Here is a 26,874-nt window from a genome sequence, read left to right as displayed (position 1 = left end):
CGGATTCGTCAGGCACGTGAAGTAATCCGCATACGTCGACAGGGCATGTTCAGCGCCAGGGGCATACGTGATCCACGTAACAGTCTTGTTACGGGTCCGATCGGGCGATGGACAAGGACTCTGTTAAGGAGGTCTACTAACAAACATGGCGACGCAGACAGAACGCAACAGCACCGGGCGAGGGCTCGGCGCACGCTTGCGAGCGACGTCCAAGGTGCTTCCCGAGCACGCCAGGGCGCACAACCGGTCCCTGGTGCTGCAGCACCTCTTCCACGAGGGGCCCACCTCCCGGGCCGACCTCGCACGAGCTACCTCGCTCACCCGTGTCACCATCTCCGACCTGGTCTCGGTGCTCATCGCCGAGGGCCTCGTGGAGGAGCTCGGCACCCGGCCGGGCCAGCGCGTCGGCAAGCCGGCGATCCTGGTGGGCCTGCGCACGGATGCGTACCAGATCGTGGCCGTCGACCTGACGGAGCACGGCCGCATGCGCGGCGCGGTCCTCAGCCTCACGGGCGAGATCGTGGTGCGCCGTCAGCTCGACATCGACGGGCGTACGGGCGACGAGCTCGTCGACCTGCTCACCCGCTTCGTCCGCCGGCTCGTGGCCGCGGCGAACCACCCGGTGATCGGCGTCGGCGTCGGCTCGCCCGGCATCATCGACCTGGACGGGCGCGTGATCGAGGCGCCCAACCGCGGCTGGTACGACGTGCCGCTCGCCGAGATCCTGGGCGAGCGCATGGGCCTGCCGGTGCACGTCGCGAACGACGCCAACACGGCGGCGCTCGGCGAGTTCACCTACGGCGGCGGCAGCTCCGGGATGCTCGTGGTCACCGTCGGCGCCGGTGTCGGCGCGGGCGTCGTGGTCGACGGCGTGCGGGTGCACGGCCAGGGCGACGCCGCGGGCGAGATCGGCCACGTCACCGTGGTCGACAACGGCGACCAGTGCGCCTGCGGCCGCGTGGGCTGCCTCGAGACCGTCCTGTCCGTGCCGGCGCTGCGGCGCGCGGTGGCGGACAAGAACAAGGAAGATTCCGACGCCGCTCTGGCGTCGGCAGGCCGGGTGCTCGGCGTGACCCTCGCCCCGGTCGTCAGCGCGCTCAACCTCTCGGAGGTGCTGCTGAGCGGTCCGCGAGACCTGCTCGACGGCCCGCTCCGCGAGGCCGCGCTGGACACCATCCGTCAGCGCACCATGCCGGCCATCACGTCGGGCCTGCAGCTACGGATGGCCGCGCTCGACGAGGACGTGGTGCTGGCGGGCGCCGCCGTCCTCGTGCTTTCCGCCCAGCTGGGGGTCTCGTGAGCACCAGTGCGCACGTGTCGGCGGCAGGCGTCTCATCGAGCTTCCGCTCGAGCTCTCACCATGCACCGCTTTTCATCAGGCACTGCGACACACAGTCGCATCCCGGGAGGAAGACACGTGAACAGAAACCGACTCGTCGGCGCTGCGGCGTCGGCGATCACCCTGACTCTCGCGCTCAGCGCGTGCGGTAACGCGGGCGGCGCCCCGACCGCCGAGGAGACCGGCCCCGGCGAGGTCCGGGTCTGGCTCGTCGGCACCGACACGCCCAAGGAAGCGCGCGACTACCTGAAGAAGACCTTCGAGGAGGAGAACCCCGGCAGCACCCTCGTCATCGAGGAGCAGGCCTGGGACGGCCTGGTCGACAAGTACACGACGGCGCTGGCCGGCTCCGACGCCCCCGACGTGGTCGAGATCGGCAACACCCAGGCCGCCGCGTTCACCTCGAACGGCTACTTCCGCGAGATCACCCCTGACGAGTTCGAGAACCTGGGCGGCTCGGACCTGCTGCCGGGCTTCGTCGAGGCCGGCGACTGGGAGGGCAAGCACTACGCCCTGCCGTACTACTCGGGCTCGCGCGTCGTCTTCTACTCCGAGCAGGTCCTGGGCGACACCAAGGTGCCGACCACGCTCGACGAGTACGTCGACACCGCCGTCGACCTGAAGACCGACGACCTGTCCGGCGTCTACTGGCCCGGCCAGGACTGGTACAACGCGCTGCCCTTCATCTGGGAGAACGGCGGCTACGTCGCGGAGCAGGCCGACGACGGCACCTGGGACGCGGGCTTCTCCTCCGAGGGCGGCCTCGCCGGACTCGAGCAGATCCAGACCATCATGACCAAGGGCAACAACGCCCCGGCCGACGCCCAGGAGACCGACCTGCAGGTGCCGTTCTGCGAGGGCAAGGTCGCCTTCCTCTCGGCGCCGAGCTGGATCCAGTGGTCCATCAACGCCCCGGAGAAGCCCAAGGAGCCTGAGGGCGTGCCGGGCTGCGCGTCCACCTATGGCAAGGACCTCCAGGGCATGGCCCTGCCGGGCAAGGACGGCGGCGCCGCGCAGGTGTTCGCCGGCGGCTCAAACATCGCCATCGCGGCGAAGTCGGCACGTCCGGACCTCGCGATGAGCGCCTACGAGATCCTGCTCAGCGACGAGTACCAGTCGATCCTCGCCGGCATCGGCCTCTTCCCGGCCAAGACGTCACTCTTCGAGAAGGTCGACCAGTCGACGTCGATCGGCAAGGCCGCCGCCGAGGCGGCCGCCAACGCCAGGCTCACCCCGGCCTCCCCGAAGTGGGCGGACGTCGAGTCCAAGAAGCTGCTGCAGACCGCCTTCACGAAGATCGCGTCCGGCGAGGACGTCAAGACCGTCGCCGAGAAGCTCGACGCGGACATCGAGGAGATCCTCAACAGCTGACCTTGGTCAGCGTCAGACATCCCGTCCCGCCCGGCGCGGCCCCAGAAAGCCCGGGCGGGACGGGACACCACTGCCCGCCTGATGCTCGCGGTCGCTCTTCCAGCGGAGGGGCTGTCGACCGCCTCCGAGGAAGACAGGACATGAGCACCACAGTTCTCGACCCACCGGCGCCACCGCGCCAAGAGATCCGGCAACCGAGCCGGAAGCCGTTCCTGCCGTGGCTCCTGCTGTCGGCCACGATGGTCATCCTCGGCGTGCTGACGGGATACCCGGTCCTCCGGCTGGTCGTCATGTCGTTCCAGGAGTACGAGCGCGCCCAGCTCATGGGCCTGCCCGCCGAGTGGGTTGGCCTCGACAACTACGCGACGGTGCTGACCGACGTCGACGGCTTCTGGCCCGTGCTGGCGCGCAGCTTCGCGCTCATGGTCGTCCTCGTGGTCGTCACCCTCGTGCTCGGCATGCTCGTGGCGCTGCTCATGATCCGCATCGGGAAGGGCATGCGGCTCCTCGTGTCCGTGGGCCTGCTGCTGGCGTGGGCCATGCCGTCGCTGGCCGCCACCACAGTGTGGGGCTGGGTCTTCGACACCCAGTACGGCGTGATCAACAACCTGCTCACGGCGATCACCGGCGACCGGTGGTTCGGCCATTCCTGGCTGCTCAACCCGTGGTCGTTCTACCTGATCCTGACCTGCATCGTCGTGTGGGGCGCCGTGCCGTTCGTCGCGTTCACGCTGTACGCGGGCCTCACGCAGATCCCCGAGGAGGTGATCGAGGCCGCGCAGCTCGATGGCGCGAGCGCCTTCCAGCGCTTCCGGCTCATCCAGGTGCCGTACGTGCGCAGCATCATCACGGTCCTTGTGATCCTGTCGATGATCTGGGACCTGAAGGTGTTCACGCAGGTGTTCGTGCTGCAGGACATCGGCGGCGACCGCGAGGTGACCAACACCATCGGCGTCTACATCTACCAGACGGGCATGGCGCAGGGACACTACGGCCTGGCGAGCGCGATCGGCGTCATCTTCGTGGTCGTCATGCTGGCCATCGCGTACCCCTATGTGCGGCGCACGCTGCGGGAGGAAGAGCTGTGATCACTGTCCGCAAGCGCCTCGCCGACACCGGGTTCGGCGTCCTGGCCCTCATCGTCTTCGCGTTCTCGGCCTTCCCGGTGTATTGGATGGTCAGCACGTCGTTCCTGCCGAACAGCCGGATCCGTGGCGAGGACCTGGCGTTCTTCCCGACGCCGGACCTGTTCACGCTGGACAACTACCGCGCCGCGATGTTCGGCCAGCAGCGGGCCCCGTTCCCGCCGGCCGTCCTGAACTCGATAGGGGTCACGTTCCTGACCCTCGTGATCGCCCTGGTCGTGGGCTTCGTCGCGGCGCTGGCCCTCACGAGGTTCCAGTTCAAGGGCCGCCGGACGTTCATCGTGCTGATCCTCGTTGTCCAGATGATCCCGGGAGAGGCGATGATCGTCTCGATGTTCCGGATCATCGACGGCTGGCAGCTGCTCAACACGATCATCGGCCTGACGCTCGTGTACACGGCCGGCGTGCTGCCGTTCACCATCTGGACGCTGCGCGGATTCGTCAACGGTGTACCCAAGGAGCTGGAGGAGGCCGCGATGATCGACGGGTGTTCCCGGACCGGCGCGTTCTGGCGGGTCACGTTCCCGTTGCTCGCCCCGGGTCTGGTCGCCACCGGCGTGTTCGCCTTCATCCAGGCGTGGAACGAGTTCGTCACGGCGCTGGTGATCATGCAACGGCCCGAGGCGATGACGCTGCCGCTCTGGCTGCGCACGTTCCTCCAGGCCACGCAGGCCACCAACTGGGGTGCGGTCATGGCGGCGTCGGTGCTCATCGCGATCCCCGCGGTGATCTTCTTCCTGATCGTGCAGGGCCGGATGACCGGTGGTCTGGTGTCCGGCGCGGTGAAGGGCTGATGGGCGGCAGGTCCACGACAGGCACGTCCAGCAGGGGCGGGCCTCGCATGCGAAAGGTTGGGATGGGAAAGGTCGGCAAGGGGATGGGGAGCGCCCGGACCGGTTCCGGGCGGGAGCCCGCGTACACGGTCGGCCTCGATATCGGCGGCACCAAGATTCTCGGCGCGCTCCTCGACCCGGAGGGCGAGGTGGTCGCCACGGTGCGCCGGTCAACGGTGCACGGCGCCGACGGGCTGATCGCGGGCGCGGCGCAGGCGGTGCGCGACGTCGTCGCGTCCGGCGGGGTCGACATAGCGCTGCTGGCGGGCGTCGGGCTGGGTATCCCCGGCATCGTCGACCACCGGTCCGGGACGGTGAAGCACGCGGTGAACCTCGGCGTGCACGACGACGAGCTCGCGCTCGCCGACCTGCTGTCCGCCGAGCTGAGCGGGGTGCCCGTGGTGGTCGAGAACGACCTCAACGTTGCCGCCGTCGGCGCGGCGCACGTGCTGGAGCGGTCGGCCGACGAGGCAGGCGCCAACGAGGACCTCGCGTTCCTCGCGCTCGGCACGGGCCTCGCGTCCGGCCTCGTGCTCGACGGGCAGCTCCGGCGCGGCGCCAGCGGCGCGGCGGGGGAGATCGGGCACATCCCCGTGGACCCGCTCGGGCCGGAGTGCCCGTGCGGGCAGCGCGGCTGCCTGGAGCGGTTCGCGTCGGGCAAGGCGCTGGAGGCGGCGTGGCCGTCGCGGCACGGCAAGCCGTCGCCGGTCGAGCTCTTCGAGGCGGCGCGCGCCGGCGACGAGGAGGCGATGGTGGTCAAGGACAGGTTCGCGTCCGCGACGGCCGCGGCCGTGCGGCTGCTGGTGCTGACCACCGACGTGCGCCACGTGGTGCTCGGCGGCGGCGTGGCCCAGCTCGGCACGGAGCTGCTGGACGCGGTGCAGGACGCGCTGCGCGAGCAGGCCAAGGTGTCGCCGTTCCTGGGTTCGCTCAAGCTGGCGGAGCGGGTCCGGCTCGCGCCGACCCACGTTCCGGTCGCGGCCGTCGGCGCCGCTGTCCTCGGGAGGAGAAACTGATGGAGCTCGGGAGGAGAAGCTGATGGAGGTCGTGATCGCGCCCCCGGGCGAGCTCGCCCGGCTGGCGGCGGACGCCGTCGAAGACCTGGTGCGGGCCCACCCCGAGGCGGTGCTGGGGCTGGCCACCGGGTCGTCGCCGCTCGCGGTGTACGACGAGCTGGCGCGCCGGCACGAGGAGGGGCTCTCGTTCGCGCGGGCCCGGGCGTTCATGCTCGACGAGTACGTGGGCCTGCCCGCGGACCACCCGGAGCGGTACCGCAACGTCATCGAGAAGGAGTTCGCGTCGCGGGTCGACCTGGCACCCGGCGCGGTGCAGGGCCCGGACGGCCTCGCCGCCGACCTCCCGGCGGCCTGCGCCGCGTACGAGGCGAGCATCGCCGACGCCGGCGGCGTCGACCTGCAGATCCTCGGCATCGGCACCGACGGGCACATCGCGTTCAACGAGCCGGGCTCGTCGCTCGCGTCCCGCACCCGGATCAAGACCCTGACGAAGCAGACCCGCGAGGACAACGCGCGGTTCTTCGGCGGCTCGATCGACGACGTGCCCCGGCACTGCCTCACCCAGGGCCTGGCCACGATCATGTCGGCGCGGCACCTGGTGCTCCTGGCGTCCGGGCGCGCCAAGGCCGAGGCGGTGCACCAGCTGGTGGAGGGCCCGATCTCGGCGATGTGGCCCGCCACCATCATGCAGCTGCACCCGCACGCGACCGTGCTGGTCGACGACGCGGCGGCGTCCCGCCTGCAGCTCGCCGACTACTACCGGCAGACCTTCGCCGACAAGCCGGACTGGCAGGGCCTCTGACCGGTCAGGCCCTAGAGGTAGTTCCCCGCCACGGGTGCGGGCTTCCACCGGCCCGACGTCGCGACGTCGGTGACCCGGTCGGTGCTCAGGCCGTCGGGGCCGTGCTCCAGGATCGAGCGCCGGGCCACCTCGCGCAGGTCCGCGCCCGTGGCGCCGTCGAGGTAGGAGGCGACCAGGCCGACGTCGACCGGGGTCTGCGGCGGCAGGAAGAGCCGCAGGATCTCGGTGCGGCCGGCGAGGTCCGGCGGCGGCACCTCGATGATCGTGTCGAAGCGGCCGGGGCGCTTGACGGCCGGGTCCAGGGCCTCGGGGTCGTTCGTGGTGGCGACGGTGAGCACGTCGTCCGAGCTGCGGGTGCCGTCCAGGGCGTCGAGGAACTCGGCGAACGACGTGTCCCCGCGCGAGCCCTTGGACGCCACGGAGTCGATCTCCTCCAGCACCACCAGGCACGGGCCCAGGCCGCGGATCTCCTCGTACAGCTCGGTCATCCAGGTGCGCAGCACCTCGGCCGTGACGAGCACGACGGTGAGCGGCCCGGCGAGCTCCGTGGCGATCACGCGCGTGAGCTTCGTCTTGCCGACGCCCGGCTTGCCGGCCAGCAGCATGCCGCGTGATGTCGTGTGGCCCAGCGCCCGCAGCGCGTCCCGGCGGGTGGTGACGCTGGAGCAGAACAGGTCGACCTCGCGCCACAGCTCGGCGGGCAGCACGACGTCGCCGCGCGCCTGCACGGTGTGCTTGACCGGCGTCAGCTCGACGGCGCCGGTCGACGCCCGCGCCGACAGGACGCCGCCGCGGTAGGGATGCTCGGTCTCCAGCGTGCGCGTCAGGTCCGCGAGGACCTGCTCGGCGAGCGCGAGGCCGCCCGGCGGGGCGAAGGCCGTGACCGTAGGCGTCCCGTACCGGTACGCCACCTCGACGGCCACGGGCGTCTCGTACGCGGACCCGGCCGGGAACAGGACGGCGGCCACGGCGGGCACGCTCACCGAGGTGCCGTTGCCCAGGTCGAGCGCGGCGCGCTGCGGGGCACCGCCCGGGCCGAACAGGGAGACTTCGTCCGGGTGCCGCTCGACCCAGAGCTGGAGGGCGTAGGCGTGCAGGCGCTGCAGGGTGCGCGACATGTCGCGCGAGACGTTGACGAGCGCGCTCTCCTTGACGTCCCACCGGCGGCTGAGCCACTCGCTCGACGAGCGCGGGTCCTTGGGGCGTTCGGGGACGGGGCGGCCGAGCATGGCGGCCACCGCGGCCACGGCGCGGCGCGCGGCCTCGTCGTGGTCGCCGAAGTCGGGCCAGACGGGATCGGGCAGGCCGCGGGGGAGCCCGTCGGCGAGGTCGGCGGAGAGCGCGGTGGACAGGGTGTCGGCGAGGCGGGCAGGGGAGACGGTGCCGTCGTCGGGCAGGGTGAGGCTCCTCTCGGGGCGCGGATGTGACATGCGACAGTTATAGCCGGGGTCACCGACACCACCGCAAGGCTTTCCGCGGCCGAAATCGTGCGGTCGTGCTCCCGGACCTGGCCCAGAACGGTCCCGGACCTGCCCCGAAACCGGTCCCGGAGCGCTTGCCGCTGGAGTGGGTGTCAGTGGTCCCGCGTAGACTCCTCGCCATGACCGAACCACTCTCGAACCCGCAGGACGACCCCCGCACGCAGGGCGGTACGAGCGTCCTCGAGCGCGAGGAGACCCGGCAGGAGACCGAGCCCGGAGACCACGAGCGCTTTGCGCACTATGTGCGCAAGGAGAAGATCATGCAGTCCGCCATGAGCGGCAAGCCCGTGATCGCGCTCTGCGGCAAGGTCTGGGTCCCGGGCCGGGATCCGGGCAAGTTCCCGGTGTGTCCCCGGTGCAAGGAGATCTATGACGGTCTCCGTGACCCGCAGGATGGCGGCGAGGGCGACTCCTCGAAGTGACGAGCCAGCCGCAGCAGCTGCCCCACACACCGTCGTCTGCGGCCGCATCGTCGCTCAGCCCTGCCTTTCCGCGCCGTGCCCCCTGGGGCACGGCGTCGAGTCTGCGCGCCTGGCAGGCGGAGGCCCTGGAGCAGTACCGCGAGGCGAGCCCGCGGGACTTCCTGGCCGTCGCCACCCCCGGCGCGGGCAAGACGACGTTCGCGCTCCGCATCGCCACCGAGCTCCTCGAGCAGGGCATCGTCCGGCGAGTCACGGTCGTGGCGCCCACCGAGCACCTGAAGACCCAGTGGGCCGACGCCGCAGCGCGCGTCGGCATCCGCATCGACCCGCAGTTCAAGAACTCGCAGGGCCGGCACGGCTCGCACTACGACGGCGTCGCCCTCACCTACGCGCAGGTGGCGGCCAAGCCGGCGCTCCACCGCGCCCGTACGGAGGCCGCGCGCACCCTCGTCATCCTGGACGAGGTGCACCACGGCGGTGACGCCCTGAGCTGGGGCGACGCCGTCCGCGAGGCCTTCGAGGTGGCCGAGCGCCGGCTGGCGCTCACCGGCACCCCGTTCCGCAGCGACACGTCAGCCATCCCGTTCGTGGAGTACGAGGCCGACGCCGAGGGCATCCGCCGCTCCAAGGCGGACTACACCTACGGCTACGGCGAGGCCCTGCGCGACCATGTGGTCCGGCCCGTCCTGTTCATGTCCTACGCGGGCGACATGCGCTGGCGCACCAAGATGGGCGACGAGGTCAGCGCCCGGCTCGGCGAGGCCATGACCAAGGACATGACGGGGCAGGCGTGGCGTACCGCGCTGGACCCGGAGGGGCAGTGGATCCCGTCGGTGCTCTCGGCCGCGGACAAGCGCCTGGCCGAGGTGCGCCGCACGGTGCCCGACGCCGGCGGCCTGGTGATCGCCACCGACCAGGACAACGCGCGCGCCTACGCCACGCACCTGCAGGAGATCACGGGCAAGCGCCCCACCGTCGTCCTGTCCGACGACGAGGGCGCCTCCGGGCGCATCGAGGAGTTCGCGCAGAGCGAGGACCGCTGGATGGTGGCGGTGCGCATGGTGTCGGAGGGCGTGGACGTGCCGCGCCTCGCCGTCGGGGTCTATGCCACGAGCGCCTCGACGCCGCTGTACTTCGCGCAGGCGATCGGCCGGTTCGTGCGAGCGCGCAAGCGCGGCGAGACGGCGTCGATCTTCCTGCCGAGCGTCGCGCCGCTGCTCAACCTGGCGAGCTCGATGGAGCAGGAGCGCGACCATGCGCTCGACCGGCCGCGTACGGCCGAGGAGCAGGGCATCGAGTACGACCCGGAGGCCGCGCTCATCGCGGAGGCCAACAAGGAGGAGAAGGCGTCGAGCGAGCTGCTGGGCTCCTTCCAGGCGCTGGAGGCCCAGGCCTCGTTCGACCGGGTCCTGTTCGACGGCGGCGAGTTCGGCACGAGCGCGGACCTCGGCTCCGCCGAGGAGCTGGACTTCCTCGGCCTGCCCGGCCTCCTGGAGCCCGACCAGGTGGCCACGCTCCTGCGGCAGCGCCAGGCGGACCACCTCAAGGCGCGCGGGGGAGCGCCGACGTCCCGCGAGGTGGAGAACGAGCGGTCCGAGCAGGAGCACCGCCGCGCGGCGGAGCTGCGCAAGGAGCTGTCCAAGCTCGTCTCCGCCTGGGCAAAGCGCAGCGGGCAGCCGCATGGCATGGTCCACACCGAGCTGCGCCGCACGTGCGGCGGGCCGGAGGTGCCGCTCGCGACGGCCGACCAGCTGGCGGCACGCGTGGCCCAGGTCCGGCGCTGGTTCGTCGGGCAGAAGTAGCAGCACAGGAGCACGAGGATCCGCATGTTGAGACAGGGGGCCGCCACGGCCCGGTTCGCGCCACCCGGGTCGGTTCTCTGGCCTACCGTGAGTGCATGACCGACGAGCTTCGGGGCATCGGCGCCCCGCTCACAGACTCGTGGCCTGCGTTCGACAACGGTGTCAACGAGCCCCGGCCGCTTCCCGCAGCACCTCTGCCGGCGGTGCGCCCGTCGGTCGCGCTCCTGACCGACCGCTATGAGCTCACCATGCTCCAGGCGGCTCTCGCGGACGGCACGGCCCACCGGCACTGCGTTTTCGAGGTGTTCACGCGGCGCCTCCCGGCCGGGCGCCGCTACGGTGTCCTGGCAGGGACGGGTCGCGTCCTGGAAGCGCTGCCACACTTCGTGTTCGAGGACGCCGAGCTGGCGTTCCTCGAGGCGAACGGCGTGGTGGACCGCAGGACTCTCGACTACCTCGCGAACTACCGCTTCACGGGGACCATCCAGGGGTACGCCGAGGGCGAGGTGTTCTTCCCCGGCTCGCCCGTGCTGCAGGTCGAGGGCACGTTCGCCGAGTCGGTGCTGCTGGAGACCCTGATCCTGTCGATCCTGAACTACGACTCCGCGGTGGCGTCGGCGGCGTCGCGCATGACGAGCGCGGCCGGCGGCCGCCCCGTGCTGGAGATGGGCTCCCGCCGGGCGAGCGAGCAGGCCGCCGTGGCGGCGGCCCGGGCAGCCGTGATCGGCGGGTTCGCCGGCACGTCCAACCTCGAGGCCGGCATGCGGTACGGGCTGGACACCATCGGTACCGCCGCGCACGCGTTCATGCTGCTGCACGACACCGAGCGGGAGGCGTTCGCCTCGCAGGTCGCCGCGCTGGGTCCCGGCACCACCCTGCTCGTCGACACGTACGACGTGAAGCGGGGCGTGGCGACCGCCGTCGACGTGGCGGGTACCGGGCTCGGCGCCGTGCGCCTGGACTCGGGTGACCTCGGCGTCCTGGCACAGGAGGTGCGCCGGCAGCTCGACGACCTCGGCGCCCGGAACACGAAGATCGTGGTCACCTCCGACCTCGACGAGTTCGCGATAGCGGCCCTGGCCGCGGCGCCGGTGGACATGTACGGCGTCGGGACGGCGCTCGTGACCGGCTCGGGCGCGCCGACCTGCGGCATGGTCTACAAGCTGGTGGCGCGCGCCGACGCGTCGGGCGTGCTGCAGCCGGTGGCCAAGGCCTCGGCGAACAAGGCGTCCCGGGGCGGGCGCAAGGCCGCCGCGCGGCGCTACGGCCGCGACGGGCACGCCGTCGAGGAGATCATGGTGACCGGCCCGGACGACGCGGTGGCCGAGTGGGCGCCGCAGAGCGACGACCTGCGGCCGCTGCTGGCCCCGATGGTCGTCGACGGCGCCGTCGACTCCCGCTGGGTGGGCCCGTACGGGGTGGCGAACGCCGCGATCAACCACGGCATGGTGCGCGCGGAGCTGCCGCGCGGCGCGCGCCGCCTGTCGGACGGCGACCCGGCGATCCCGACCGTGGACCTGCGGCTGGAGAGCCTGCTCGACTGAACATGGACCGACGTTCGGACCTGCGTCGGGACCGATCTGGGAGCCACCTGTGACCCGCTGCGGGTTGCAGGTCACAGCCCGGCGACAACTTCGCGAAAATCTTGTACAGGGGTGTCCAGCCGAGGGACGAAATCGCCTAGAGTGAGACCTGTGACTTCTTCCCCACCGCCGCTGCTCACGCCCCTGGGGTCAGCCGGGACGGCCGTCGAGGAGGACACCGATGCAGACCTCGCCTCGGGGGTCGCTGACCCGTGGGTGACGATCGTCTGGAACGACCCGGTGAACCTGATGTCGTACGTGACGTACGTGTTCGAGAGCTACTTCGGGTACCCGCGTGTCAAGGCAGAACGGCTGATGACTCAGGTGCACAAGAACGGTCGCGCAGTCGTGTCCAGTGGTGGGCGCGAGCGCATGGAGGTGGACGTACAGGCGATGCATGGGTTCGGTTTGTGGGCGACGCTGCAGGAGTCGGGCGCGCGGGGAGCCGCATGACTCCGTTCCGCGCCATGCGGCGGGGTTACGAGGCCAGGTTCGAGCCGGTGGAGCGGATCGTGCTGGCCCGGGTGGCGCGCGACGTCGCGGACATGTTGCGCGAGGAGGCGGGCCTCGACCTGTTCGACGACGGTGACGATCCGGGCCCGTCGACGCATCCCGGACCGGGCAAGGGGCAGGCGTGGGCCAACGGCCTGCTCGCCCCGGACGAGCTGACGGACGCCGACCTGGCGCGCCTGACCGGCGTGACCGGTGTGGGACGCATCCCGACCGATCCCGCGGCGCGGCGGCTCCTGCCGGACGCGAGCAAGGACGACTCGGAGATGGCCGCGGAGTTCCGCCGGCTGACGCAGAACGACGTCGCGAGAACGAAGGTGGACCGGCTCGAGGCGTTCGCCGCGGTGCTCGACCTGCCCACGGGCGACGACGCGCCGTCGCCGCTGGGCCGGCACGGGGCGCCGCCGCCGGTGCGGGTCCCGCGCGAGGACGCCGAGCGGTTCGCGGGGGCGCTCACCGACGTGCGGCTCGTGATCGCGGAGCGGCTCGGCCTGAAGACTGACGACCAGGTCATGCAGCTCACCGACGAGATCATGTGGGACCGGCAGGCCGGCCGCGAGATCCCGGTGGCGACCGACGGCCGCGCCGCCCGGCGCTTCTGGTCGGGGGTGTTCGTCGCTGCGGGCTACGCCCAGGAGACCCTGATGGACGTGATGCTCGCGGAGCTGCGCGGACGGCGCCCTCCGGGCGCCAACTGACAGCTCAGAGCTCGTAGATCTTGCCCGGCTCCGCGATCTCCACCGGGCCCGCGTAGGAGCCGCGCGCCTCGGCGAGGGTGTCCGCCGGGTCGTTCCACACGGGCAGGTGGGTGAGGAGCAGGCGGCGGGCGCCGGCGTCGGTCGCCACCTGGCCGGCGCGCCGGCCGGTGAGGTGGATGCCGCTCTCGACGACGTCGTCGCGCCCCTCGAGGAACGCGGCCTCGCTGAGCAGCAGGTCGACGTCGCGCGCGAGCTCGACCACGGAGGGGCAGGCGTCGGTGTCGCCCGTGTACGCGAGCGTCGTCGTCCCGCCCGACGCCGACGGGCCGGTCACCCGCACGCCGTACGTCTCGACCGGGTGGAACACCCGGTGCGGCTCGATGGTCAGGGGGCCGATCCGCGCCGACCGGTGCTCCGCCCAGGACCGGAAGTCGAAGTCGTTCTCCATGGACTCGCCCTCGCTCAGCCCGGAGGACAGCGCGACGTGCCGCTCGGCGGCCGACGGGCCGAAGACCGGCAGGGGCGCGTCGTGGCGGCCGGTGCGCAGCGAGCCCCGCTCGGGGTGGTACCGCAGGTACACGTACAGGCCGGAGAGGTCGGCGCAGTGGTCGGGATGCAGGTGCGAGATGGACACCGCGTCGAGCGCCATCGGGTCCATGTGCCGCTGCAGGGCGCCGAACGCGCCGTTGCCGAGGTCGAGCAGGACGTTCCAGTCGCGCGCCTCGTGGCCGGCGGCGGCCGATTCCGCTGCCGAGACCTGCACCAGGTACGACGACGCGGGCGTCGTGGGACCCGGGAACGACCCGGACACCCCGAGGGGGACGAGCCGCATCAGATGGCCTCCACGAGGGAGACCTCGGGGCCGAGGAACCGGCTGGCGAGCTGCCCGAACGGCGCCGGGTCGCCGGTCGTCAGGAAGCGGTGCACGGGCGCGCCGACGTCGGGCGTGCGCTCCAGGTCGTGCTCCACGAGCGTGCGGTACACGTCCTTCGCGGTCTCGTCGGCGCTGGAGACCAGCGTGACCTCCTCGCCCATGACGTACGAGATGGCGCCGGCGAGCAGCGGGTAGTGCGTGCAGCCCAGCACGAGCGTGTCGACGCCGGCCGCCTTGACCGGGTCGAGGTACTCGTGCGCGAACTTCTGCACCTCGGGGCCGGACGTCCGGCCCTCCTCGACGAAGCGCACGAACTCCGGGCACGCCCGGCTCGTGATCGTCAGGCCGGGGGTGACGTGGAACGCGTCGTCGTACGCGCGGGACTGGACGGTGGTGCGCGTGCCGATGACGCCGATCCGGCCGGACCGCGTGGCGGTCACCGCGGCGCGTGCCGCCGGCAGGATGACCTCGACCACGGGGATGCCGTGGCGCTGCGTGTACCGCTCGCGGGCGTCGCGGTACATCGCCGACGAAGCCGTGTTGCACGCGATGACCAGCATCTTCACGCCGTCGGCCACGAGCCGGTCCATGGCGTCCAGCGCCATGGCGCGCACGGCGGCGATGGGCTTGGGGCCGTACGGGCTGTTCACGGTGTCGCCGAGATACCGGACCTGCTCGTTGGGGAGCTGGTCCAGGATGGCGCGCGCGACCGTGAGGCCGCCGAGGCCGGAGTCGAAGATCCCGATGGGCGCGTCGTTCACGGGTGAAGCCTAGCGATGACAACGTGTGGTCGCCGTTGCTCGTGAGCCGCGCCACGCGTGACGCGTGACACGTTCCGGCAGGTCAGAACGGCCCCCGACGCGAGCACTTAGGCTGGGCGCATGACCTCCAGCACCAGCTCAGTAGTCCGCGCCGACGGGCGCGCCACCGACCAGCTCCGCCCCGTGAAGATCACCCGGGGATGGCTCGACGAGGCCGAGGGGTCGGTGCTCGTGGAGTTCGGTCGCACGCGCGTGCTGTGCGTCGCGTCGTTCACCGAGGGCGTGCCGCGCTGGCGCAAGGGCTCCGGCGAGGGCTGGGTCACCGCCGAGTACGCGATGCTGCCGCGCGCCACCAACGAGCGCAGCCCGCGCGAGTCCGTGAAGGGCAAGATCGGCGGCCGCACGCACGAGATCTCGCGGCTCATCGGCCGGTCGCTGCGCGCCGTCGTCGACATGAGCGCGCTCGGCGAGAACTCGATAGTCCTGGACTGCGACGTGCTCCAGGCCGACGGCGGAACCCGCACCGCCGCGATCACCGGCGCCTACGTGGCCCTCGTCGACGCGATCGCCTGGGGCCGCAGGCACGGGCACATCAAGGGCGGCAAGCAGGTGCTGTCCGACTCGGTCGCTGCCGTCTCGGTCGGCATCATCGACGGCACCCCGATGCTCGACCTGCCCTACGTGGAGGACGTCCGCGCCGAGACCGACATGAACGTGGTCGTCACGGGCGCCGGCAAGTTCATCGAGGTGCAGGGCACCGCCGAGCACGCGCCGTTCGACCGCGCCGAGCTCGACTCGCTGCTCGACCTCGCCGTGGGCGGCACCGCCGAGCTCGCCAAGCTTCAGCAGGAAGCCCTCGCGCGGGAGCTCTGACCGCGCGGGGGCTCTGACCTAGACGCGCACGGCCTCGACCTGCGCGGCGACGCTGTCCTCGCCGACGAACACGCTGCCGCCGCGGCGCACCGTCTCGGTGTAGCGCCGGAGCATCTCCGGCTTGTTCTCGTGGACGAGGGCGATCCAGTCCGCCGGCGCAACCGTGTCGGGGTCGTGCGCGGCGCTCCACTCGGCGATCTCGACCATGATCGGGATCAGGCCGAGGCCGCGCTCCGTGAGGTCGTAGCGCACGCGGCGCCGGTCGGCCGGGTCGCAGGACCGCCGCAGGATGCCGGCGTCCGTCAGCGAGTCGAGGCGCGCGGACAGCACGCTCGGCGAGATGGCCTCGTCGGATGCCAGGAACTCGTTGAACGTGTGCTTGCCGAAGTAGACGACGTCGCGCACCACGAGCAGGGACCACGGGTCGCCGAACGCCTCCAGCCCGAAGTTCACCGGGCAGGTGGACTTGCCGCTCGCGCGCTTCATGATGCCCTCCCGTCGTCGAGTCCCGCTTTCTGACCGACGTCCCCGGCCCGGAAAACTCGTTGGTGCCGGACCGATGACTCTCCGCGACCCGCTCCGTCAGCCCTGCATGATCACTACGAAGATCGTAGTGAAAGGGCTGAGGGTTCACAAGGACCCGGGACTCGAGGAGCTTCAGATGAGCGCGAACGAGACGCGGACGGCGTCGGACGGCGTGGCGGGACTGCGCATGCAGGACCCCGAGGTGCGGACCTTCGCGCACCTCCTGGTGAACGTGAGCCTGGCATCGGTGGTCAACTTCACCGTCTGGTTCGCGGTCACGTTCTGGGTGTATCTGGAGACGGGATCCGTCTTCGCGGCCGGTGTGATCTCCGGCATCTTCCTGGTCGCGATGGTCTCGACCGGCGTGTGGTTCGGGTCGCTCGTCGACCATCACCGCAAGAAGACGGTGATGCAGGTCTCGGCGGCCGTGTCGCTGGCGTTCTACGTCGCGGCGCTCGGGCTGTACCTGGCCTCGCCTGCGGCGGCGTGGACCGACCCGGCGGATCTCCGGCTCTGGGCGCTCGTGCTGCTCGTGATGGCGGGCGTCATGGCGGGCAACGTCCGGGGCATCGCGATGACCACCGTCGTCACCGCGCTGTTCGACGAGTCGCGCCGCGACCGGGCCAACGGCCTCGTCGGCACGACGTCGGGCATCTCCCACCTCGTCACGTCGGTGATCAGCGGGCTGCTGGTCGCGTCAAGCGGGATGCTCGGCGTGCTGGTCGTCGCCGTGGTCGTGCTGGCCGCCGCCGTCGTGCACCTGCACCGGCTGCAGGTGCCGGACTCGCTCGCCGAGGCCGCGGCGACAGGCGAGCCCAAGAGGGTCGACCTGCGCGGGACCCTGCGGCTGGTGAGCCAGATCCCGGGGATGTGGGCGCTGATCGGCTTCTCGCTGCTGAACAACCTGCTCGGCGGCGGCCTGATGGCGCTGGCCGACCCGTACGGGCTGTCGCTGATGTCGGTCCAGGCCTGGGGGTTCGCGTGGGGCGGGATCAGCGTGTTCATGATCCTGGGCGGGCTGGTCGTCGCCAAGCGCGGCGTCGGGCGCAACCCGCTGCGGACGCTGCTCGTCGTCAACCTGATCATGTGGGCGGCCACGTTCCTCCTGCCGATCCAGCACAGCGCCGTGCTGCTGATCGCCGGGTTCGCGGTCTACCTGTTCGTCATGCCGTTCGCCGAGGCGTCCGAGCAGACGGTCATGCAGAAGGTGGTGCCGTACGAGCGGCAGGGGCGGGTGCTCGGGTTCGCGAACAGCCTCGAGATGGTGGCGGCGCCGCTGACGGCGTTCCTCATCAGCCCGCTGACCGAGTTCGTGTTCCAGCCGTTCATGACCGACGGCGCCGGCGCGGACCTGATCGGCGGCTGGTTCGGCACCGGGCCCGCCCGTGGGATCGCGCTGGTGCTCATGCTGCTGGCGGTGCTCGGCCTGGTGCTGACGGCGGCGGCGCTGGCCAGCCGGCAGTACCGGATGATGAGCCGGACCTACCAGGGTGGTGCGCAGGACGGTGCGGCCGGCGTGGATCAGCCGGCGGCTGGCGAGGTGTCGGTCGAGGCCGCCGTCGTCGGGCAGCCGGAGCCCGCGCTTGCGGGAGCAACGGCCTGAGGAGGCAACGGCCTGCCGAAGCCCCAGCTGAGAAAGCAGGGGTGTGGGCGGCGGCTGGCATGATCGGGGCATGGACCCCTTGATCGTGCCGCCCGCCGCCCGGATCGTGCTCGCGACGCACAACGCCAAGAAGGTCGGCGAGCTGCGCGCGATCCTCGCCGGGGCGGGCCTCGACCTGCCCGACGGGGGCCTGATCACCTCCGCCGAGGCCGGCGCGCCCGAGCCCGTCGAGGACGGCGTGACGTTCGCCGAGAACGCGCTCATCAAGGCGCGTGCGGTGTGCGCGGCGACCGGGCTGCCCGCCGTCGCCGACGACTCCGGCCTGGCAGTGGACGTGCTGGGCGGGGCGCCGGGGATCTTCTCGGCGCGCTGGGCCGGCAAGCACGGGGACGACGTCGCGAACCTGGAGCTGCTGCTCGACCAGCTCGGGGACGTGCGCCCCGAGCATCGTCAGGCCGGGTTCGTCTGCGCCGCCGCGCTTGTCACGCCCAACGGCCGCGAGGAGGTGCGCACCGGCGAGATGCGGGGCGTGCTGGAGACGGCGCCGCGCGGGACCAACGGGTTCGGCTACGACCCGATCCTGGTCCCGGACGAGGCCGCGCCGGTCGACGGCGGCCGCCGTCGGACCGCCGCTGAGCTGGACCCCGAGGAGAAGAACGCGATCTCGCACCGGGGCAAGGCGTTCCGCGCGCTGGCCCCGGCCATCCTGGAGGTGCTCGGCGCCTAGTCCGCGCGGGCCTGGGAGCGGCGGAGGGCCGCCGTCAGGGCGCGCCAGCCGAGCATGGTGATCGCCAGGAAGATCGTCGTGACCAGCGCGAACGACCAGGCGAGGCCCTGGCCGGAGGCGCCGCGCAGCGCGAGGCCGCCCACGACGGTGACGAGCCAGATCAGCACGCCGGTGGGCCAGACGCGGGCCGGGTCCTGCCACGCGCGGGTCACGGCCCAGCCGATCGCCGCGGCCAGCGCGAACGGCCACACCACGCGGCCGAAGGCGGCGACGAGCGACCCGTCGTGCGACGCGATGCCGATGACGGTGAAGGCGAGGACGGCGACGGCGTCGGCCACGGCGGCGGGCCAGACGGGCGCGGTGCGGGAGGCGGGGGCGGTGGTGCTCACGCGTCGAGGGTAGCCCCGGCTGCGGGCGGCTCGCGCTGACAGGCTGCGCCAGAAAAAGCCGCATTGCGGAGAAGGTTTACATAGCGGACATATGCCGTGCCACCTGTTGAATCATCCGGGTTCCAGGATCCTCCCGGCCCACCGTCCCGGTGGGTCTTGTGATCAAGGAGGCAGCATGCGAAGCAACCTCTCCCGCATCATTCTGGGTGGCCTGGCGGCCCTGGCGTTGAGCGGCACCGCGGCCGTCGCGTTCGGCGCGCCGTCCCAGGCCCAGCCGAGCCCGACCAGCAGCGATGTCGCGGTGCACGGCGCGGCGACCACCCGGGCGGCGCACGACAGGGTCGTCGAGTACTGGACGCCGCAGCGGATGCGCAACGCGGTGCCCGGCGACGTCCTGGTGGCGGGCAAGGACAAGTCCTCGGCGGGCGGCAGCGTAGCCGTCGGCCGGCCGACGGTCGTCCCGCAGGCGAAGGCCAAGCCCGCCGCGGCCGCGGACTTCACCGGCGGCTACTACACCGGTGGCGGCGAGATCCGCGACACCACGGGCAAGGTGTTCTTCACGCTCGCCGGCGTGAACTACGTCTGCTCCGGCAGCGCCGTGAGCTCCGGCAACGAGGACGTCGTCCTCACCGCCGGCCACTGCGTCAACGAGGGCCCCGGCGCCTACGCCACGAACTGGGCGTTCGTCCCGGGCTACGACGACGGCGCCCGGCCCTACGGCACCTTCACGGCCCGCCAGCTCACCACCACCACCCAGTGGCAGAACAGCGGCGACTTCGACTATGATGTCGCCTTCGCGGTGATGAACACGCTCAACGGGGCGCACCTGACCGACGTCGTCGGCGGGCAGGCCATCGGCTTCAACCAGACGCGTGGCCAGTACATGTACTCGTTCGGCTACCCGCAGGCCAGCCCGTACGACGGCTCGGACATCGCGTGGTGCCACGGCACCGTCGTGCAGGACACCTACGGCGGCAGCACTGACCAGGGCCTGAACTGCAACATGACGGGCGGCTCGTCCGGCGGCCCGTGGTTCGTGAACTACAACGAGTCCACCGGCCTGGGCACGCTCAACTCGGTGAACTCTTTCAAGTACAACGGCGGCAGGCTGCGGACCTACATGTTCGGCCCGTACCTGGGCAGCGTCGCGCAGACGCTGTACAGCTCGGCGTCGTCGCTCTGACGCACTGACCCGGATTCGCTTGGGTAGAACTCTGGCGAGATAGAACCAGGGCGAGGTAGAACTCTGGCGAGGTAGAACTCCAGCCTCCGCAGTGGTTCTATCTCGCCCTGGTTCTACCTCGGCAGGGCTGGGAGCAGGGCCAGGTAGTCCGCGAACGCCGCGTGGACCTCGGCGTGGCTCAGCCCGAAACGTTCCAGGCTGTACTGGTGCGGGGCGCGCTGCCCGGGCGCCGCACGCGCGATCGCCAGGTTCGCGTCGTCGGCTGCGCCCCACCGTGCGCCGAGCCGCCCGAACAGCTCTGGCAGCGCCGTCCCCGGATCGTCGGTGAGGCGACCGTACGGCAGGTCGAGCACGCGGTCGGGTCCCAGCTCGGCGCGCTCGACGAGGGCGCGCGCGACGCCGTCGGACATGATCGACAGCCAGTCGCGGCCGATCTGCGCGAGGTCGACGGCGTCCTCGTACCGGTGCAGCCGCTGGGAGGACTCGGCCAGGGAGCAGAGCGAGGCCAGCGCCACCTCAGGGGCGCGGTGGGTCCACACGAACCGGGCATCGGGGAACACGTCGCGGATCTCGGTCATGTGGAAGAGGTTCGCCGGGTGCTTGAGCACCCAGCGCCGCGCGGGACGGCCGTACGACAGGACCTGGAGCGTGTCGCGCAGGAAGCGGTAGTCCGGCCGGTGATCGAAGGTCCGCAGACGTTCGAGGTAGTCCGGCATGGGCACGGCCGAGGCGTGCAGCTCCGAGTGGGCCCGGATGAACGTGTCCTCCTCCTCGACCTCCGCGTAGAGCGGGTGGATGGTGTCCCAGGTGGGGCTGAGCCGGGACACCATGGCGTACTTCTTCCGGGTGCGCCGGATCAGCGCGGCCTCGGCGCCGTCGTCGACGGCGAGGCCCAGGTGGGTCATCTCCCAGAGTTTCGGCCCGCGATGCGCGGGCGACCTGGAGAGGATGTTGTAGGTGAGGGTGGTGCCGGTCCGCGGCATGCCGACCACGAACACCGGGGCGTCCACCGGCTCGTCGGCGATACGGGGGTGCCGGGCACGGAGGTCGCCCACCACCACGCGGTTCCGGACCCGGCTCTCGACCATGCCCTGCCCCGCCATCCAGCCGAGCGGGCTCAGGCCCGGGAAGCCGGCGAAGGCGCGCAGGGCCAGCCGGAGGTGGTCCAGGTCGGCCGCGTACTCGGCGCGCAGCGGCATGCGGCCACGGGAGGCGCGCGCGACGATCCGGTCGAAGACGGCGTCCGGGTCCCTGCGCGTCCGGGTGCCGGGCGTCAGGAGCAGATTGGTCAGGCGAAGGGCAGGCGTGGTCTGGGGCACGTCTCTCCAGGGATGCGGGCGCTGGCGCGCTGTGGGCTGCCGCCATCCTCACCCGAGACAAATACCGCGTAAAGGAAACTACGGACCAGATCGGCTCACGGGCAAACGGCCCGTAGGCTTGGCGGATGCACCTCGTCGCCCAGGAACTGGCCTTCGCGTACCCGGGGCGGGACGTGCTGGCCGGTGTGAGCTTCACGGTGAACGACGGCACGCGCCTCGGCGTCGTCGGCGAGAACGGGTCGGGCAAGTCCACCCTGCTCCATCTGCTGGCCGGCGACCTGCAGCCCAAGTCGGGCGACGTGCGCCGGCACGGCAGCGTGGCGCTCGTCGAGCAGGAGCTGCACCCCACGCCGGGTCAGACCATCGGCGACGTGGTCGCGCGCACTCTCGACGGCCTGCGGACGGCGGCCGCCGAGCTGGAGGCCGCCGCCTCCGCGTTCGACCATGGCTCGGGCGACCTCGCCGTGCTCGAACGCACCCTCTCGCTCGCGGAGCACCTCGCCGTCTGGGACGCCGACCGGCGCGTCGAGGTGGCGCTCACCCGGCTGGGGGCGCCGCGCGACCCCGCCCGCCGGCTCGACGAGCTCAGCGTGGGGGAACGGTTCCGGGTCCGCCTCGCCTGCCGCCTCGCCGAGCGCTCCGACCTGCTCCTGCTCGACGAGCCCACGAACCACCTCGACGACTCCGCCATCGAGTTCCTCACGGGCGAGCTCGTCGCGTGGCGCGGCGGCGTCGTGCTCGTCACGCACGACCGCGAGCTGCTCGACGACGTCGCCACCGCCATCCTCGACCTCGACCCGTCCTGGGACGGCAAGCCCGTGCTGTACGGGCAGCCGGGCTACCTCGCCTACCGGTTCGCCAAGAGCCAGTCGCTGCACCGCTGGCGGCAGCGCTACCGTGCCGAGCGCAAGCGGGCCGCCGCGCTCGCGGAACAGCTCGACGAGGCGTACGAGGGCCTGTCCGACGCGTGGCGCCCGCCCAAGGGCTCGCAGGGGCACCGCCGCGCCACCCGTGCTCGCATCCACGTCAAGGCCGCCGACCGGCTCGTCCAGAAGCTGGAGGCGGAGGCGATCGAGGTGCCGAAGCCGCCGGTGGAGCTCGGGTTCCCCGACCTCCCGGCGATGTCGCCGGGCTGGGACCCCAGCGATCCGGTGGTGGAGGTGCGCTCGCCGCGTGTGGGGGACGACGGCGGAGCCCGCGTGGACCTGCCCGGCACGCGGATAGCGATCCCGCCGTCGGGCCGGCTGCTCATCGTGGGGCCGAACGGGACGGGCAAGTCGACGCTGCTCGGCGCGCTGGCCGGGACCCTGGGGCTGGACCGGGGGAGCCGGTCGGTGGTGCCGGGGGCGCGCATCGGCGTCGTCGGCCAGGAGAGTGCGCCCATCACCGGGAAGGCGCGTCTGCTGACAGGGTTCGAGACCTACGCGGACGAGGCGCTGCGGCTGCTCGCCTCGGGCGAGCTGGACCCGGACCACGTGGTGCCCGTCGCGGGGCTCGGTCTGCTCAGCGAGGAGGACCTGGACCGGCCGCTCGCCGAGCTGTCCGCGGGGCAGCGCCGCCGGTTCGAGCTGGCGCGGGCGCTGCTGCACGCGCCGCACCTGCTGCTCCTCGACGAGCCGACGAACCACCTGTCGATCGACCTCGTCGACGAGCTGACCCGCGCGCTCCAGGTCACGCCGTGCGCGGTCGTGGTCGCCACGCACGACCGGCGCATGCGCACGGACCTGGAGGACTGGCCGGTGCTGGACCTGGGCCCGGGGAGCTGATTCGCGTTGCGGATCTGAGCGGCGGCGGCCTATTCTGAGGGCAGCCCGCCGCGCTAAGCGGAGGGAAGTGAGCCCGAGAGCCAGCCGGACGGCTGTGCGCTCGGGCTTCGCGCATTTCAGGTGTCGATCACCTTCGTGACCATGTCATCACATCGAGGCCGCCACTCGCCGCCGCGTGCCCATGCCCAGGCGATGGCATCGGGCAGCGCGAGCAGAGGTTCGCTTGCTGCGCGGTCGTGACGGTACTGAAGTGCGTTATCCGCACTGTGCGTCTTGGTCACTGCGATGAGGACGCTGCGGTCCACCTGGATCATGCTGTCGTCATGCTCGAGGCAGATGCTTGTCCGCGCGTCCCGGATCGCGCCGTTGACGAGTTCCTTGAGGCATGCCTTGCGACGGTCAGCTTCCCTTTGCCGCGGTCGATCCGCTCCGACGGCCCGAAAGATCGTTGCCTCGATCGGTAGCTTGGAGATCTCCGTAAGGATCTTGCGCCGACGCGAGTCGCTCTCGCGATGCATGTGCAGTCGTGCTTGGCCGGGCATCGTCAACAGTCTGATCGTGGATCGTGCTGCCTTGAGATCGGCGCTCTCGATGGCAACTGCGACCAGAAGGTAGTCGCGCGCTTTGGTCTCGTCCACGAACACGTGCCCGCTCAATCGAGCCTCTCCTTGATTGGACTGGGGTGGCGGGCTGTTGCGTATACGCAACGGGAACCGACATCTTCAGGTATCAAGGATTAGGCTATGTGCACTCCTGGAGGAGTGCTCGTCCACGCACGCCGAGCCGAGCCGCCAGAGAGTATTGCCCTGACGGTGCGGCCGACGGCGAAAGCGCTACGTCAGGGCAGCCGGCCCACGTGGGCCATCGCCTGCTTGAGCAGCATGCCCTGACCGTTCATCATCTCGGCCTGGACGTCGTCCGCGCAGGCCTCCTCCGGCGTGAGCCAGGCGAGGTCGAGGGCGTTCTGCTGCGGGCGGCAGTCGCCCGTCACCGGCACCACGTACGCGAGCGACACGGCGTGCTGGCGCGGGTCGTGGAACGCGGTGATCCCAGGCGTCGGGAAGTACTCGGCGACCGTGAACGGCTGCGGCGACGGCGGGACCTGCGGCAGCGCGACCGGGCCGAGGTCCTTCTCGATGTGCCGCAGCAGCGCGTCCCGGAGCCGTTCGTGGTACATGACGCGCCCCGAGACGACGGCCCGCGTCATCGTGCCCTGGGTGTTCACCCGCAGGAGCAGCCCGACGGCGACCACGTCGCCCGAGTCGTCGACGCGGACCGGCACGGCGTCGACGTACACCAGCGGAAGCTGTGCCCGTACGACGGCGAGGTCCTCGTCGGTCAGCCACCCCGACACCTGGGAGGGGTCGGAGTAGAAATCGTCGGAAGGGTAGTCGGCAGTGTCCGTCACGGGTCCGTTCTACCAGTTCGCGCCCTGCGGTGCCTTACCCCCGCGCCGTCGGATGGCCGCAAGCACTGTCGTTCTGGTCACGCCAGCGGCATTCCCGGAATAGCTGAGGGCAGAACTGTGCTGCACCAGGGAGACGCACAACGAGAGGAATCGCCACATGGCCACCGTCGACATCACCGACGCCACGTTCGAGAAGACCGTCAGCGACAACGGGATAGTCCTCGTGGACTTCTGGGCCGACTGGTGCCCGCCGTGCAAGATGTTCGGACCCGTCTTCGAGGCGTCCTCGGAGAAGCATGACGACATCGTGCACGCCAAGATGGACACCGACGCGAACCCCGCCATCTCGGCCGCCGCGCAGGTGACCTCGATCCCCACGCTCATGGCGTTCCGCGACGGCGTGCTGGTCTTCCGCCAGGCGGGCGCGCTCCCGGCCAAGGGCCTCGCCGAGGTCGTGGAGGCCGTACGCGGCCTCGACATGGAGGTCGTGAAGAAGGACCTCGCCGCGCAGCAGAACTGACGCAGCAGAACTGACGCGGCAGAGCTGACCCGGCTGAGCAGTGACGGCCGCCTCCGCACCGGAGGCGGCCGTCGCCGTCTGTCGTCCCACAGTGCGCGAGGGGGGACTCGAACCCCCACGTCCGAAGACACCAGGACCTAAACCTGGCGCGGCTGCCAATTACGCCACTCGCGCGCGGCGCACAGTCTACGGGCAGGCGGGCGTGCAGGTCAGCGGAACGCGGCGATCCCCGTGATGTGTCGCCCGAGCACCAGCGTGTGCACCTCGTCCGTGCCCTCGTAGGTGCGCACCGACTCCAGGTTGCTGGCGTGCCGCATCGGCGAGTGGTCGAGCGTGATGCCGTTGCCGCCCAGCACGGTGCGCGCCTCACGGCAGACGTCGATGGCGATGCGCGCGTTGTTCAGCTTGCCCGCCGAGATCATGTGGCCCTCCAGGCGCCCCGCGTCCTTGAGCCGGCCCAGGCGGAGCGCCATGAGCTGCGCCTTGGTGATCTCCAGGGCCATGTCGACGAACTTGGCCTGCGTGAGCTGGAAGCCCGCGATCGGCGTCCCGAACTGCTCGCGCCCCTGGGCGTACGCGAGCGCGTCCTCGAACGCGTCCCGCGCGGCGCCGACGGCGCCCCACACGATGCCGTAGCGGGCCTCGTCGAGGCAGGCGAACGGCCCGGCCAGTCCGGGGTGCTCCGGCAGCAGGGCGTCCGGCGGTACGCGGACGCCCTCCAGCGTGATGTCGCACTGCACCGAGGCACGCATCGACAGCTTCGGCTCGATGGGCACCGCGGAGAACCCGGGGGCCGACGTCGGCACGATAAAGCCGCGCACGCGGTCGCGCTCGCCGCCGCCGTCCTGGGGCTCCGCCACCTTGGCCCAGATGATCGCGATGTCCGCGAACGAGGCCATGCCGATCCACCTCTTGGCGCCGTCGAGGACCCACTCGCCGCCCTCTCCGCCCGCGCTGCCGGGCTCGAAGCGGGCGCGCGTGGTCATGCTCGCCGGGTCCGAGCCGGCACCGGGCTCGGTGAGCCCGAAGCAGCCCACCACCTCGCCCGTCGCCATCCGGGGAAGCCACTTCTGCTTCTGGGCCTCGGAGCCGTGCTTGTGGATCGCCGACATCGCCAGCGAGCCCTGCACCGACACGAAGGTGCGGATGCCGGAGTCGCCCGCCTCGAGCTCCTGCGCCGCCAGCCCGTACTCGACCGCCGACCGCCCGGCGCAGCCGTACCCGTGCAGGTGCATGCCGAGCAGCCCCAGCTCGCCCAGCTCCGGGACGAGCTCGCGCGGGAAGTACGCGTCGGCGAACCAGCGGGCGATGTCCGGCCGGATGCGGCGGTCCACGAACTCCCGCACGCGGTCGCGCGTGGCCAGCTCGGTGTCGCTGAGCTCGGCGTCGATGTCGAGCAGGTCGGCGGGCGAGCTCATCAGTCGTCGAGCCCGAGAACCTTGCGGATCCGGGCCACGTGACCGGTCGCCTTGACGTTGTAGAAGGACTCGGCGACCGTCAGGTCCGGGTTCACCACCACCGTGGAGCGGACGACGCCCACGTACGTCTTGCCGTAGTTCTGCTTCTCGCCCCAGGCGCCGTACGCCTCCAGCGTCGCGTGGTCCTCGTCGGAGGCCAGCGGGAACGTGAGGGACTCGGCCTCGGCGAACTTCGCCAGCTTCGCCACCTTGTCGGGGGAGATGCCCACGACGGCGTAGCCCGCGCCCAGCAGCGACGCCTCCGAGTCGCGGAAGTCGCACGCCTCCTTGGTGCAGCCCGGAGTCGCCGCCGCCGGGTAGAAGTACACGATGACGCCCTTGTCCGTGCCGCTCGCCAGGTCGGCGAGGCGGACGGTGGCGCCGTCGGCGGTGGGCAGGGTGAAGTCGGGAGCCTTGTCCCCGGGGTCGAGACGAATGGTCATGGCCGTAACGGTAGTCCTTCGGCC

General features: G+C 71.4%; 27 protein-coding genes and 1 tRNA gene. 17 read left to right on the top strand and 11 right to left on the bottom strand.

The features are described from left to right. The first annotated feature begins 145 nt into the window (after positions 1-145). From ACFT2C_RS03880 to nagB, 6 genes are all read left to right on the top strand, one after another. Entirely contained in the window at positions 146-1,300 is a 1,155-nt protein-coding gene (locus ACFT2C_RS03880; RefSeq protein WP_377205689.1) for an ROK family protein, read from the top strand. Positions 1,301-1,417: 117 nt separating this feature from the next. Further along, positions 1,418-2,710, top strand: coding sequence for an extracellular solute-binding protein (locus tag ACFT2C_RS03875; RefSeq protein WP_377205688.1), 1,293 nt, complete (start codon positions 1,418-1,420; stop codon positions 2,708-2,710). A 140-nt stretch (positions 2,711-2,850) separates the two neighbouring features. Beyond that, positions 2,851-3,798, top strand: a complete 948-nt coding sequence (locus tag ACFT2C_RS03870; RefSeq protein ID WP_377205687.1) for a carbohydrate ABC transporter permease — start codon at positions 2,851-2,853, stop codon at positions 3,796-3,798. Then, entirely contained in the window at positions 3,795-4,649 is an 855-nt protein-coding gene (locus ACFT2C_RS03865; protein ID WP_377205686.1) for a carbohydrate ABC transporter permease, read from the top strand. Before ACFT2C_RS03870 ends, ACFT2C_RS03865 begins: the two co-directional genes overlap by 4 nt. Before the next feature lie 62 nt (positions 4,650-4,711). Next, positions 4,712-5,704 (top strand): ROK family protein, encoded by a 993-nt coding sequence (locus ACFT2C_RS03860; protein ID WP_377205685.1) that lies wholly within the window; start codon positions 4,712-4,714, stop codon positions 5,702-5,704. A 22-nt stretch (positions 5,705-5,726) separates the two neighbouring features. Next, complete coding sequence (nagB, locus tag ACFT2C_RS03855) at positions 5,727-6,506, top strand: glucosamine-6-phosphate deaminase (protein WP_377205684.1); 780 nt, start codon at positions 5,727-5,729, stop codon at positions 6,504-6,506. An 11-nt stretch (positions 6,507-6,517) separates the two neighbouring features. Here nagB and ACFT2C_RS03850 read toward each other — a convergent pair whose 3' ends face one another. Continuing rightward, positions 6,518-7,936, bottom strand: coding sequence for an AAA family ATPase (locus ACFT2C_RS03850; protein WP_377205683.1), 1,419 nt, complete (start codon positions 7,934-7,936; stop codon positions 6,518-6,520). 170 nt (positions 7,937-8,106) lie between these two features. On the opposite strand from ACFT2C_RS03850, the gene ACFT2C_RS03845 reads away from it, so the two are divergent. From ACFT2C_RS03845 to ACFT2C_RS03825, 5 genes are all read left to right on the top strand, one after another. Next, positions 8,107-8,409: a DUF3039 domain-containing protein gene (locus tag ACFT2C_RS03845; RefSeq protein ID WP_377205682.1), complete on the top strand. Its 303-nt coding sequence runs from the start codon at positions 8,107-8,109 to the stop codon at positions 8,407-8,409. Then, complete coding sequence (locus tag ACFT2C_RS03840) at positions 8,406-10,211, top strand: DEAD/DEAH box helicase (RefSeq protein WP_377205681.1); 1,806 nt, start codon at positions 8,406-8,408, stop codon at positions 10,209-10,211. The genes ACFT2C_RS03845 and ACFT2C_RS03840 overlap by 4 nt, the downstream gene beginning before the upstream one ends. Positions 10,212-10,306: 95 nt before the next feature. Next, positions 10,307-11,755 (top strand): nicotinate phosphoribosyltransferase, encoded by a 1,449-nt coding sequence (locus tag ACFT2C_RS03835; protein ID WP_377205680.1) that lies wholly within the window; start codon positions 10,307-10,309, stop codon positions 11,753-11,755. 183 nt (positions 11,756-11,938) lie between these two features. Continuing rightward, positions 11,939-12,247: an ATP-dependent Clp protease adapter ClpS gene (clpS, locus tag ACFT2C_RS03830; protein WP_129787088.1), complete on the top strand. Its 309-nt coding sequence runs from the start codon at positions 11,939-11,941 to the stop codon at positions 12,245-12,247. After that, on the top strand, positions 12,244-13,002 hold the full coding sequence (locus ACFT2C_RS03825; RefSeq protein WP_377205679.1) for a DUF2017 family protein: 759 nt from the start codon (positions 12,244-12,246) through the stop codon (positions 13,000-13,002). The genes clpS and ACFT2C_RS03825 overlap by 4 nt, the downstream gene beginning before the upstream one ends. 4 nt (positions 13,003-13,006) lie before the next feature. On the opposite strand, the gene ACFT2C_RS03820 is transcribed toward ACFT2C_RS03825, so the two are convergent. Both ACFT2C_RS03820 and murI read right to left on the bottom strand, forming a co-directional pair. Next, positions 13,007-13,834 (bottom strand): MBL fold metallo-hydrolase, encoded by an 828-nt coding sequence (locus ACFT2C_RS03820; protein WP_377205678.1) that lies wholly within the window; start codon positions 13,832-13,834, stop codon positions 13,007-13,009. Next, positions 13,834-14,637 carry a glutamate racemase gene (murI, locus tag ACFT2C_RS03815; protein WP_377205677.1) on the bottom strand — a complete coding sequence of 268 codons (804 nt, stop codon included), beginning with the start codon at positions 14,635-14,637 and terminating at the stop codon, positions 13,834-13,836. Before murI ends, ACFT2C_RS03820 begins: the two co-directional genes overlap by 1 nt. 120 nt (positions 14,638-14,757) lie before the next feature. Between murI and rph the strand changes: the two genes are divergently transcribed. Then, positions 14,758-15,510, top strand: a complete 753-nt coding sequence (gene rph / locus ACFT2C_RS03810; RefSeq protein WP_377205676.1) for a ribonuclease PH — start codon at positions 14,758-14,760, stop codon at positions 15,508-15,510. Between the two features lie 18 nt (positions 15,511-15,528). On the opposite strand, the gene ACFT2C_RS03805 is transcribed toward rph, so the two are convergent. After that, on the bottom strand, positions 15,529-15,996 hold the full coding sequence (locus tag ACFT2C_RS03805) for a winged helix-turn-helix transcriptional regulator (RefSeq protein ID WP_377205675.1): 468 nt from the start codon (positions 15,994-15,996) through the stop codon (positions 15,529-15,531). 175 nt (positions 15,997-16,171) lie between these two features. Here ACFT2C_RS03805 and ACFT2C_RS03800 point away from each other — a divergent pair, with 175 nt between their 5' ends. Together ACFT2C_RS03800 and rdgB are read left to right on the top strand one after the other, a co-directional pair. Beyond that, the gene (locus ACFT2C_RS03800; RefSeq protein ID WP_377205674.1) at positions 16,172-17,638 is read left to right on the top strand and encodes an MFS transporter; all 1,467 of its coding nucleotides are present in this window, start codon (positions 16,172-16,174) and stop codon (positions 17,636-17,638) included. A 70-nt stretch (positions 17,639-17,708) separates the two neighbouring features. Next, on the top strand, positions 17,709-18,365 hold the full coding sequence (gene rdgB / locus ACFT2C_RS03795; protein WP_377205673.1) for an RdgB/HAM1 family non-canonical purine NTP pyrophosphatase: 657 nt from the start codon (positions 17,709-17,711) through the stop codon (positions 18,363-18,365). Here rdgB and ACFT2C_RS03790 read toward each other — a convergent pair. Further along, positions 18,362-18,754 carry a DUF3054 domain-containing protein gene (locus ACFT2C_RS03790; protein WP_377205672.1) on the bottom strand — a complete coding sequence of 131 codons (393 nt, stop codon included), beginning with the start codon at positions 18,752-18,754 and terminating at the stop codon, positions 18,362-18,364. The genes rdgB and ACFT2C_RS03790 overlap by 4 nt on opposite strands. A gap of 175 nt (positions 18,755-18,929) precedes the next feature. On the opposite strand from ACFT2C_RS03790, the gene ACFT2C_RS03785 reads away from it, so the two are divergent. Then, positions 18,930-19,937: a trypsin-like serine peptidase gene (locus ACFT2C_RS03785; protein WP_377205671.1), complete on the top strand. Its 1,008-nt coding sequence runs from the start codon at positions 18,930-18,932 to the stop codon at positions 19,935-19,937. 113 nt (positions 19,938-20,050) lie between these two features. Here the strand turns inward: ACFT2C_RS03785 and ACFT2C_RS03780 are convergent, their stop codons facing one another. Beyond that, positions 20,051-21,256, bottom strand: a complete 1,206-nt coding sequence (locus ACFT2C_RS03780) for a sulfotransferase family protein (protein WP_377205670.1) — start codon at positions 21,254-21,256, stop codon at positions 20,051-20,053. A 125-nt stretch (positions 21,257-21,381) separates the two neighbouring features. On the opposite strand from ACFT2C_RS03780, the gene ACFT2C_RS03775 reads away from it, so the two are divergent. Beyond that, positions 21,382-23,022 (top strand): ABC-F family ATP-binding cassette domain-containing protein, encoded by a 1,641-nt coding sequence (locus ACFT2C_RS03775; protein WP_377205669.1) that lies wholly within the window; start codon positions 21,382-21,384, stop codon positions 23,020-23,022. A gap of 116 nt (positions 23,023-23,138) precedes the next feature. Here ACFT2C_RS03775 and ACFT2C_RS03770 read toward each other — a convergent pair whose 3' ends face one another. Continuing rightward, a complete protein-coding gene (locus tag ACFT2C_RS03770) occupies positions 23,139-23,678 on the bottom strand; it encodes a hypothetical protein (protein ID WP_377205668.1) in 540 nt (179 codons plus the stop codon). A gap of 182 nt (positions 23,679-23,860) precedes the next feature. Further along, positions 23,861-24,430: an NUDIX hydrolase family protein gene (locus ACFT2C_RS03765; protein ID WP_129786971.1), complete on the bottom strand. Its 570-nt coding sequence runs from the start codon at positions 24,428-24,430 to the stop codon at positions 23,861-23,863. Positions 24,431-24,587: 157 nt separating this feature from the next. Here ACFT2C_RS03765 and trxA point away from each other — a divergent pair, with 157 nt between their 5' ends. Further along, positions 24,588-24,950 (top strand): thioredoxin, encoded by a 363-nt coding sequence (gene trxA, locus ACFT2C_RS03760; RefSeq protein ID WP_377205667.1) that lies wholly within the window; start codon positions 24,588-24,590, stop codon positions 24,948-24,950. 92 nt (positions 24,951-25,042) lie between these two features. Here trxA and ACFT2C_RS03755 read toward each other — a convergent pair. The 3 genes from ACFT2C_RS03755 to bcp form a co-directional block, all read right to left on the bottom strand. After that, positions 25,043-25,124 (bottom strand) — tRNA-Leu (locus tag ACFT2C_RS03755). Positions 25,125-25,159: 35 nt separating this feature from the next. Continuing rightward, on the bottom strand, positions 25,160-26,368 hold the full coding sequence (locus ACFT2C_RS03750) for an acyl-CoA dehydrogenase family protein (RefSeq protein ID WP_377205666.1): 1,209 nt from the start codon (positions 26,366-26,368) through the stop codon (positions 25,160-25,162). Beyond that, positions 26,368-26,850 carry a thioredoxin-dependent thiol peroxidase gene (gene bcp, locus ACFT2C_RS03745; protein WP_377205665.1) on the bottom strand — a complete coding sequence of 161 codons (483 nt, stop codon included), beginning with the start codon at positions 26,848-26,850 and terminating at the stop codon, positions 26,368-26,370. The genes ACFT2C_RS03750 and bcp overlap by 1 nt, the downstream gene beginning before the upstream one ends. Positions 26,851-26,874: the final 24 nt, after the last annotated feature.

The organism is Promicromonospora sp. NPDC057138 (assembly GCF_042670845.1).
In the GTDB taxonomy this organism is placed as follows: Bacteria; Actinomycetota; Actinomycetes; order Actinomycetales; family Cellulomonadaceae; genus Promicromonospora.
Note: the sequence above shows the minus strand (reverse complement) of the source record. Positions and strands in the feature narration are given on the sequence as shown.